This is a genomic window from Streptomyces fructofermentans (assembly GCF_014651055.1).
Lineage (GTDB): Bacteria > Actinomycetota > Actinomycetes > Streptomycetales > Streptomycetaceae > Streptomyces > Streptomyces fructofermentans.
Genome location: NZ_BMWD01000061.1, coordinates 1 through 9,391, shown reverse-complemented (window position 1 = coordinate 9,391; position 9,391 = coordinate 1). Strand labels below are relative to the sequence as shown.

Here is a 9,391-nt window from a genome sequence, read left to right as displayed (position 1 = left end):
GAACCAGGACAAACCATCCCCGTTCGATACCACTCAGCACCACTCTGCAACGCTCGAACGCCCTCGGTTTGGCCGTGGCCACACGCCCCCGACGGCCCTGCCCAGCCCCGGCGGGAGGTGAGTGGAAATCCCCCTGTCCGCTATCTGTCCAAACAGCAGCGCCCCCGGCCTGGACCGGGGGCGCTGGGGCCCTCCCCGACGCCTAGGGGGGCGGATCGGAGAGGGCCGTACATGGAGGGTGCAGCGATGCTGCCCTCTCAGTATGAAGATCAAACAATGCATGATCTATCGTGCTGACACCTGATCATGGCGCGCACAGCGTGGACCCGTGCACGCCCTCCCCGATGACGACGACTGGCTGACCAACCGCCAGCACATCCTGGGCGCGCGCGTGCGGAGCGCTCGAGTGCAGCAGAACCTCACGCAGGAGCAGCTCCACCTCGCGGCCGAGATCAGCCGCGACACCCTGCAGTCCATCGAGGCCGGCCGCGGGAACCCCACGCTCGCGACTCTCCTGCGCCTGGCCCACGTCATGGGCGTCCCGGTCACTCACCTGCTGGAGTAACCCGCCGCCAGCGCAGGGTCCAGGTGCGCGGCGACGGGCGCCCATCATGATCGTCTCCACGTGGGGTACCTGTCCGCCCCGGGCCTCGAGTTCCGGAGACGTAGGTCATATCCCTCCGGCGGCCGCCCCCGCCGGGGCGGCCGCCGCATTCTCGCGGTCGGCCGCGAGAAGATCAGACCTTCATCCCGTACACGCTGCGCAGCACGTTCCTGCTCACCGCCGCCTCGGCGATCGCCGCCACGATGTCGCCGCCGCTGGCCGCGCGGCGCATCACCTCGACACGCCACCCCTCCGGGAGCGCGGTGAAGCGAGCGAGGTACTCCTCGGCCTGGCCGAGGCTCGACCCGGAGCTCACGCGCGTATGCCCGTACGCCCCGCATGCCACCGCAGTTCGGTCGATGGCCTGCCGCAGGAAATGGATGCGCGGTGCCACGTACTCGCGGCGGGCGTAGCTCTCGAGCACGCATCCGACCGAGTGCCCCTCGGCCATGGCCCAGTGGAGCGACGCCTGCTCGGCTGCGGACCAGTCGTCCCACAGGCCGCGGCCGACGAGCTGGCCGAGGAGCCGGGGCCCGATGAGCTGAGCCATCTCCTGCACCTCGGCCCAGGGCCGTGTCTCCCACCGGGCCAGGACGTCGGACATGCGGACGAGTTCGGCCATGCCGAGGTCTAACTCGAAGAGGGGTGCTCCGTCTTCGACGACTGCGGTGGAGTCTGTGCTCATGACCCGGCCCCGGCATTCGCCCGAACCACAGGGTGGGGATGGTTCCGGATCTCGACTTCGCACGTCGTGGCCTCGCCGATGCGGCCCGCGCCTGCAGCTTCCGCGCGTTTGCGCTCGAGGACCGCGCAGACATCACAGCCGGGTGCCGGCCGCGGCGGCCGGGTCGGATCGCCCAGTTTGGGGGGTCGGTCCTGCGTCGTCGTCTGATGGGTCATCCGAGTGCCTCCGCTGGGATGCGAGGTCCGCCGCCGGGGCCGAGCGCGGCGCCGAGCAGGACCGGGTCGGTGAGCTGGCCGGAGCCGTCGAGGGTGCCGAGCCATACGCGGCCGCGTATGGGGTGGACGGCGGCCGGCGCCCGGAGTTCCCATCCGATGGGGTGGATGGTGATCTGCCGGAGGTCGGCGAGCTCGTCGCCCAGGTCGGGTGGGAGCAGCCACCAGGTGACCAGGTTCGGGACGTCGGCCAGGACGGGGCCGCACCGGCGGGAGCCGATGCGGGTCATGGCGTCCATCGACAAGGCGAGCGGGGCTTCGCCCACGCGCCAGTGCCGGTCCGTCGCGAGGGGGCCCAGGGTGTCTACGTCCCAGGCTGCCAGCAGGTCGGCAGGGTGATCGGAGTGGGACAGGAGCCACTCCTGTCCTGCTTCACGCTGAGCTACCCGAGTGGGCGGTATGGCCATGACCAGGACGGTAGAGATTCGATTGCGCGGCAGGGCGACGATTGCGCGCAATTGCGCAAGCCCGTGGTCGGCTTGCGCGGATTGCTCAGGAGAGATCCAGTGAGGCCCGGGCCCGGCCGATCAGACGGCTGGCCGTCACCCCGTACTCCGCCGACTCGGCGAGCCAGTCCCACGCCCGTTCGTACAGCTGCAGGTCCTCCTCGCCGGTGAGCCACAGCTCCTCGCTGATCGTCTCCACGATGACCAGCCGCCGGTCATAGATCCAGAAGGCGTGCGGTGCCGTACGCCGCAGCTCCGCCCCGAACGGGATGACCCCGAGCTCGACCCGCTTCTGGCCGACCAGCATGTAGAGCCGGTCCAGCTGCTGGGCCATCACGTCCACGGGGCACGGCCGGTGGTAGAGGGCCGCCTCGCAGAGCAGGAACCGGAATGATTTCTCCGGGTCGTACAGCGCGCTCTGCCGACGCATCCGTGTCTCGACCGCGTCGTCTGTGGTGGAGGGGATGCCGCGGAACTCTGCGTTGGCGTCGAAGATGCAGCGGGCGTACTCCGCTGTCTGGAACAGGCCGGGCACCCGGCTGACTTCCAGGCCGCGGAGCAGGGTGGTCGCCTCGGTCTGCTGGACGGCCACCTCCTGGCGGCCGCTGTGCCCGCCCGCGAGCGAGCGCTGCCAGGACCTCGAGCGCGCCTTCATGTCCAGCCCGGCGAGCAGGCCGTGCAACTCGGTCTCCACGTCGGCCCGGCCGACCGCCCGTGCCCACCCGCTGAGGTCGGCACGGGACGGTGTCTGCTTGCCGGTCTGCAGACGCGACACCTTCGAGGTCTGCCAGCCGAGCAGGGCCGCAAGCTCTTTGCCCTCGAGCCCAGCCGCGGCGCGCAGCTCGCGCAGGCGCACGCCGAGAGCAGCCCGGGCTGCCTGAAAGTCGGTGCTCACATATGGGAAGCTACCCGCCCTGCGACCTGCGCGGCAGGTACCGCGTGATGCCAGGCCGCGTCCCGGGCCTGGCACGCCGCGAGGACCTCGGCCGGGTCCTCGGTGACGTACACCCCCAGGGTCGTGTCCTCCTCGTCGAACGCCAGTCGGGCCACGATCCGCGAGTCGAAGATCCACAGGTCGTCGTCCGGCAGCCGCAGCGTCTGTGCTTCGCTGCGGGTGAGGTACCGGATGTCCTCGCCGGCCGTCACGTTGCTGGCGGCCCGGGCCAGGAGGAACTGCTGCCCCTGTGTGGGTGGTTCGTCGATCAGCCGCACGCGTTCGAACCGCTTGCCCTCGGCCACCTGCGCCTGGACGTTCTGCCGCCAGGCGTTGGGCGGCTCGGCGCTGAGGTCCTCGCCTGCGAGGAACCGTGGCCACAACTCTGAGCGGCGGTCGGTGGCGTAGCCGCGGCGGGTCTCCAGCCGCCACGCCGTGTGCCGGAACTCCCGGAACAGGTGGGCGATCTCGCCGAACGGCACGAGCTCGGCGGGCTGCTCGGTCCGGGGCGCGTACCGGGTGAGGAGAGTGCGGGGTACGCGGACGAACGTCTCGGACGGCTTCACGTCGCGGAGCTCGGCGAGGTGGCCGGGGTCCGTCTCGCGGTCGCCCTGGACCAGGATCTCGTCGGTGCCGTCGATCTCGTACAGGGTGGGGCAGTCGCCATCATCGCTGGTGGTACCGAGGAACCTGAGCGTCATGTGCCCTCCGTGATACGCGGGTTGGGGAAACAGCATGCGGCGTGCAGCCACCTGCCTGCCCCGGGATTGCAGCAGATTGCTGCACCTGCCCGCCACCGCCACGATTGCGCGCAACCGGTCAGCCCAGCCCCACCCGGGCATGACGACGCGGCCCCCGCTCCTCGAGGGAGCGGGGGCCGTCATGGCGTTGCAGCGTAGAGCTCACGGGTACTGGCGGCGGGTCGGGTCGAGACCGGCCGCGAGCGGCCCGGGCGGATCCGTCCCGCCCTCGTCTGGCTGCTCACCGCGCCGGCAGACCAGCGCGGCCTCGTCGTACGCCGGGGCCTGCAGGCTGTACCCGTCCGGGCATGCCTGTCCATCAGCGCCATCGGCGCCGTCGGAACCGTCCGCGCCTGCGGGCCCGGGCTCGCCCTGGGGACCGGCCGGCCCCGGCTCCCCCTGCGGGCCGGCCGGACCGACCACCCCCGTCGTACCCGGCGTGCCCTCCTCGCCCGCGGTCCCGTCCGTACCGTCGTCTCCGTCGGCGCCGTCCTCCCCCGGAGCGCCGGAAGGCCCAGGCGCACCCGGCTCTCCCGGCTCCCCGCGCGGTCCCACCACGGACTCGCCCGGCTCCCCCCTGCTGCCCGGCGGTCCAGCGATCGGCGTCGCCCCCAGCCCCTCCACCTGCGCAGCCAGCGCATCGCGCGCCACGTTCGCCGACCTCAGGTCCTGCGACAGACTCACCACCTGCACGGCCAGCCAGCAGAGGAACCCGACGAACACCACGGCGGTGAACGCGATCAGCCACTCAGCCCGCGGCAACAGCCATGCCCGAGCCTTCCTCCGTGCCGCGCTCACTTGGCCACCACCGCCCACACCGCGATCGCCGCTGAGACCAGACAGACCAGGATCGGGATGACCGCCTGATACAGCCGCTTCTGCCGCTCGTCCTCACGCCGCTTGGCCTCGTCCCTCTGGTACTGCTCGAGCGCGTCCTCGAGCTGGGCGGTCGTATCCGAGCACCGTTGGATGTCCGACTGCAGCTGGGCCAGGCGCTGCTCGACGTACGTGCTCTGGATTGTGTAGACGTCCAGGCTGACGACCTTGTCGAGGCGCGAGTTGAGCTCCCCGAACCGGGAGTCCAGCCGCGCCTCCAACCCGCCGATGAGCCGCCCGAGTTCGCCGTTGGACGGCTCCTCAGCCATGAGCCCTCCGCTCAGAAACCAGACCGGCCGGAGCTGCTGCCGGTCTGCTTGTTCGGCACGGCCCACGTCAGGCCGAGCCCACCGACCACGGCGCCGACGATGAGCCACACCTCGCCGGTCGTGATGACTCCGTCGGCCGCAGCCGTGGACAGGACACCGCTGCCGGCGACCGCGCCAGCGACGATGGCCTTCCAGTACGTCGAGATCCGCATTGCTGTCTCCTATCTGTGCAGGCCAAAGACCGTCTCTGACCTGGGGTGTCATAGAGCCCGGCATAAAATCACGCCGGAAACTAAGGGTTCAGGCGCTGGTCCACTGCCCGTCACGGACCCAGCCGTGCAGGCCGCAGCACTTCCACAGCAGGGACGGCTCGAGGTGCAGCGGCTCTCGAGCGACGAGCGTGTGCCCGCTGGTCCCGGCCGCGACCCACCTGCCGTGCACCGTGTGCTCCGCAGGCACGTCGGCCAGCGCGGCGCATCGGTGCCAGAACACGGGGGTGACCTCGTGCTCGAGCCAGCCGTAGTAGACGTCGTCGGTCAGCCGGACGACGTCCCCCGTCTCCAGTCCCGGCCAGTCCGAGGGCGGCACGTCCGGAGGCCCGCTCATGCGACGACCGTGAACCCGTGCTTCTTGCCGAGCCGGCTGAGCGTCTCCTGCCCGGGGATCCCGTCCGCGGGCTGCCCGGCACGGCGGCCGCGGTACCCGCACCGCTCCTGCCACCCGGACATCGCAGCCCGGGTGTCGGTGCCGTAGTGCCCGTCGACGCGCGCCTTCGCGAGCAGGCCCTCGTCGACCAGGGCGACCTCCACCGTCCGCGTCCCCGCGTACGTGACCGGCCGGCCCGCCGCGCTCGGGTCCTTCCGCGCCGCGGCGATCAGCCGGGACAGGCTGACCTTCGGCGCGACCGGCACCGGCAGCGGCACCGGCTCGGGTGCCGGCGCATCGTCGTCCTCGAGCCGGGCGCGGACCCGCGCCCGCATGTCGGCCATCGTGAACCCGCGCGGGTCGATCTTGCCCGGCTGCCACTCGAGGTGCCCGAGGACCGACCGCTCCGACCAGCCGTGGTACCGGCAGATCGCAGCCGCCGCCCGCTCGATCGCGTCGAGCTGCGCCTCGGGCCACGGGTCGTCGCCGTCGCCGAGGTTCTCGCACTCGAACCCGTAAAAGTGCCGGTTGCCGTCGGTGTTCGCCTCGTCGTCCGGCGGGAGCGGCCGCTCGTCGATGATCGCGCGCAGCACGTCGTCGTCGCCCAGGCCCGCATGGTTCGCACGCCCGTAGCCGACGAGGTGCACGCGGCCGTCCTTCGAGATGACGCCGTGGCACAGCGGGCCGGGCAGGCCGGCGTGCCCGTCGCGGCACAGCGCCACCGTACGGGCGCTGCCCCACGTCACCGTGTGGTGAATCATCACCCCGTGGACCGGACCCCAGGGGCCCTTGTGGTTGCGGTTGTGGTGCTCCCAGTCGCCGACCTCGACGACGACCAGGCCCTCCGCGCGGAGCCGGTCCAGGAGCGTTCGTGCTGCCATGGGTGGTGCCATCAGGTCCTCCAGACATGACGAAGGCCCCGGCCATCAGGCGCGGGGCGGGGCGTGAGGGAGCGACGGGTTGGTCAGGCGGCGTAGCCGTAGGCGAGTAGGCCGACGTTGCCGCCGAAGGCTGCGGCGGTGAATGCGCCCGCGGTGACGGTCGGTGGGGTGCTCATGCCGGTGGTGGTGTCGCCGAAGCCAGGGCTGGCGCCGGGGCCGGTGGACATGGAGCCCTCGCCGACGAGGTTGGGCAGCGAAGTCGCCTTGATCATGACGCCGAGGTAATGCAGGCCGCTGTACGTGGTGGTGTACGACGACGCGGTCCCGGCGGTGGTCTGCGCGATGGCCAAGGTCTTGACCGTGTTCGCGGCCCACGCCGTGGTGGTCTGGTCCGCGGTCCGGGCCAGCGCCACGCGCGCGCTGTTGTGGAGGCTGAACCAGTAGTTCGTCGGGGTGCCCGCCGCGGTTGCCCCGTTCATGAAGCTGATGTTGCTGATGACGGCGCCCTTGGGTAGCCAGATCGGCACCAGGTACAGCACCCCGGACACCATGGCGGTCGTAGTCGCTCCGGCCCGCATGCGGGACGTCGTCTCGTACCGCCCGGCCGGCCGCATCGCGTCCTCGAGCGCTCCGAACCCGGAGTCGAACGGGCTCGTGTCGGTGGGCGTGGTGGAGGCGTCGGCGACGGAGCCGACGCTGTTCCCGTACCGCTTCACCCCGGTGACCGTGTTCGTGATGTTCAGCCCGGCGAGCGTCGTGTCCCGGCTCCGGCAGTTGCGGAAGGTCGGGTTCGCCGTGTTCGTCGAGACCTGGATGCCGTAGCCGGTCAGGGCGTAGGTGTCGCAGTCGTCGACGATGACCCCGTTGCCGTCCCAGATGTGGATGCCGTTCGCGCTCGTGCCGGTGACGGAGCAGCCTTCGAGCGTGACGTCGGTCGCGGAGGCGGCCGGAGTGGAGCGGGAGTCCACGGCGATCCCGGCGCCGACCGCGCCGTTGATGTGGGCGCGGATGCGTCCGCGGCGGGTGCCGAGCGTGCTCACGCCGGTGGCCCCGCAGCCGCGGGCGACGACGTGGTCCACCGTGTAGTCCTCGACGTCGACCAGGCGCAGGGCTTGCGAGCCGACGTCGCGGCAGATGATGTTGTCGATCGTCACGCCCTCGACGTATCCGGTGTCCTCGCCCTCGATGCGCACGGCAGCGTCGTAGGTGCCGCCGCCGTACATGACGACGTCGTCGACCACGATGTTCCGCAGCGGCTGGCTGCCCGCGATGGACGGGGAGCCGGCCCCGGCCGGGGTGCGGTGCGACGCGCTCGAGGAGTCCAGCGTCCGCATCCGCACGCCGGCGCCGCAGTTCTTCAGGGTGAGGCCGCTGACCACGACGTCCTGCCAGGTGTAGCCGCCGACCGCGAACTGGGTGAGGTCCTCGCAGTACAGATCGCGGACGGTGATGCCGCTGTGGGGCTTGCTCGGGCTGGCCGAGTGGGAGCCGACGCCGCGCGGCCAGCTCGTGGTGCCCGGGGTTCCGGACGGGCCGACGGTGCAGCCCTGGACGAGGACGTCCACGCACGGAGTGTCGTCGTACGGGCCGAAGCCTCCGAAATACGAGGAGCCCTTGGCCAGGTCGAACTGGAAGGCCTCGCTGAACGTCCTGGTTCCGTCGGGGTCGAGGTAGCCCAGCGCGGACACGTTGATAATGCGACCTGTCTTGATCGCGTTCATCTCGATGGCGTGGTACCCGCAGGTGTCCTTCAGGACGGTGTTCCGCACCGTGATGTTCTGCGCGTGTCCGAGACTCAGGACCATCGCCGACGTCGGGTACGAGGACGCCTTGGCGTCCCACATCCCGCCCTCAATGATCATGTTGCCGTGGCCGGTGTACCCGCCGTAGGCCTGCACCGCGGTGCCGTTGAGGAACATCGTGCCGTTGGCGCCGCGCGCGATGGTCGCCCCGTCGGCCAGCGTGAGGCGCACGCCGTGGCGGCCGCGCAGGGGCAGCGTCGCGACCTTGTACGTTCCGGCCGGCACGATGACCCAGCCGCCACCCGCGGTGAACGCTGCGTCGAGGGCGGCCTGGATGGCGGGGGCGTCATCGGCGATGCCGTTGCCGACGGCGCCGTAGGTCTGCGGCAGGTAGATGCCGGCCTGTCCGAGGCCGCTGATGGGCAGGCCGTTGACGAGGATCTCTTCCACGTCGAGGGTGCCCTCGATGTCGACGTCGCCGGTGATGGTTCCGCCGGCGACGTTGAACTTGGACTCGAGGCCGAGGAGCGCTGCGGTGGATGCCTCGCGGCTGGTCTCGTACCAGCGGACCGGATCGCCGGACGGGCCGAGGTATTCGTACTCGATGGCGCTGACGTCGTCGGCCTTGAACGTACGGATGGCGCCCGGGCTGTCGGAGCCGATCGCGTTGGAGCGCAGCAGCCCGATGGGCGTGGTCCCGTCCTCCTCGTAGAGGGCGGTCACCTCGGCGCCTGATCCGGCGACGCGGATGATGATCGGGTAGTTGGGGACGACGTCGCCGGTGTCGGTGGTCAGGACGGCGGCGGGGTTCCCGCCGAAGGTGTAGAGCGGCATGTCAGTCCATCCAGTAGTCGCCGGAGATGTCGACCCAGGCAGTGCCGCCGTCGCCCTGGTACCACCACAGGATGTCGCCGGTCACGCCGTAGGCGGACGTTGAGCTTTCGCCGAGGATCTCGATGCGGCCCGCCGCCTCGGTGGTGGTGCCGGCCATGGAGCAGGTGCCTGGGTAGGTGCGTAGCGCGGAGGGGATGCAGTCCGACGGCACGGCGCCGAGGTTGACGGCGTTGGCATCGGTGATCTGTCCGGCGTCGGTGCGGGTGATCCGGCCGACCAGCGAGACGCGGGTGCCGCCTGCCCACCGGCGGGCGCCGAGCGGGACCACGCCCTCCTCGAAACCGGACTTCAGGGTGATGGTGGGGGTGAACGGGGCGAGCGGTTCGAAGAGCGTGACCCAGGTGGTGTCGAGCTTGGCCCAGGTCGTGCCGTCCTCGGCGATGGCGACGATGGGTGCGGGCAT

The 9,391-nt window shown here is 71.0% G+C and carries 12 protein-coding genes; 1 reads left to right on the top strand and 11 read right to left on the bottom strand.

Annotation, left to right across the window (positions count from 1 at the left end):
* Positions 1–328: 328 nt before the first annotated feature.
* Positions 329–565 carry a helix-turn-helix domain-containing protein gene (locus tag IE265_RS37810; RefSeq protein WP_190040335.1) on the top strand — a complete coding sequence of 79 codons (237 nt, stop codon included), beginning with the start codon at positions 329–331 and terminating at the stop codon, positions 563–565.
* 172 nt (positions 566–737) lie between these two features.
* Here IE265_RS37810 and IE265_RS37805 read toward each other — a convergent pair whose 3' ends face one another.
* The 11 genes from IE265_RS37805 to IE265_RS37755 all read right to left on the bottom strand — a co-directional run.
* On the bottom strand, positions 738–1,289 hold the full coding sequence (locus IE265_RS37805; protein ID WP_190040334.1) for a hypothetical protein: 552 nt from the start codon (positions 1,287–1,289) through the stop codon (positions 738–740).
* Positions 1,290–1,500: 211 nt separating this feature from the next.
* The gene (locus tag IE265_RS37800; RefSeq protein ID WP_190040333.1) at positions 1,501–1,968 is read right to left on the bottom strand and encodes a hypothetical protein; all 468 of its coding nucleotides are present in this window, start codon (positions 1,966–1,968) and stop codon (positions 1,501–1,503) included.
* 85 nt (positions 1,969–2,053) lie between these two features.
* A complete protein-coding gene (locus tag IE265_RS37795; RefSeq protein ID WP_190040332.1) occupies positions 2,054–2,902 on the bottom strand; it encodes a helix-turn-helix domain-containing protein in 849 nt (282 codons plus the stop codon).
* On the bottom strand, positions 2,899–3,642 hold the full coding sequence (locus tag IE265_RS37790; RefSeq protein ID WP_190040331.1) for a DUF6879 family protein: 744 nt from the start codon (positions 3,640–3,642) through the stop codon (positions 2,899–2,901). The genes IE265_RS37795 and IE265_RS37790 overlap by 4 nt, the downstream gene beginning before the upstream one ends.
* A gap of 201 nt (positions 3,643–3,843) precedes the next feature.
* Positions 3,844–4,443, bottom strand: a complete 600-nt coding sequence (locus tag IE265_RS37785) for a collagen-like domain-containing protein (protein ID WP_229916960.1) — start codon at positions 4,441–4,443, stop codon at positions 3,844–3,846.
* 32 nt (positions 4,444–4,475) lie between these two features.
* Entirely contained in the window at positions 4,476–4,826 is a 351-nt protein-coding gene (locus IE265_RS37780) for a hypothetical protein (protein ID WP_190040329.1), read from the bottom strand.
* An 11-nt stretch (positions 4,827–4,837) separates the two neighbouring features.
* Positions 4,838–5,038, bottom strand: coding sequence for a hypothetical protein (locus tag IE265_RS37775; RefSeq protein WP_190040328.1), 201 nt, complete (start codon positions 5,036–5,038; stop codon positions 4,838–4,840).
* An 88-nt stretch (positions 5,039–5,126) separates the two neighbouring features.
* Positions 5,127–5,432 (bottom strand): hypothetical protein, encoded by a 306-nt coding sequence (locus IE265_RS37770; RefSeq protein WP_190040327.1) that lies wholly within the window; start codon positions 5,430–5,432, stop codon positions 5,127–5,129.
* Positions 5,429–6,364, bottom strand: a complete 936-nt coding sequence (locus IE265_RS37765; RefSeq protein WP_190040326.1) for an N-acetylmuramoyl-L-alanine amidase — start codon at positions 6,362–6,364, stop codon at positions 5,429–5,431. The genes IE265_RS37770 and IE265_RS37765 overlap by 4 nt, the downstream gene beginning before the upstream one ends.
* Positions 6,365–6,435: 71 nt before the next feature.
* Positions 6,436–8,928 (bottom strand): right-handed parallel beta-helix repeat-containing protein, encoded by a 2,493-nt coding sequence (locus IE265_RS37760; RefSeq protein ID WP_190040325.1) that lies wholly within the window; start codon positions 8,926–8,928, stop codon positions 6,436–6,438.
* Between the two features lies 1 nt (position 8,929).
* Positions 8,930–9,391: hypothetical protein (locus tag IE265_RS37755; RefSeq protein ID WP_190040324.1), on the bottom strand; the 462-nt coding region annotated here is incomplete at its 5' end.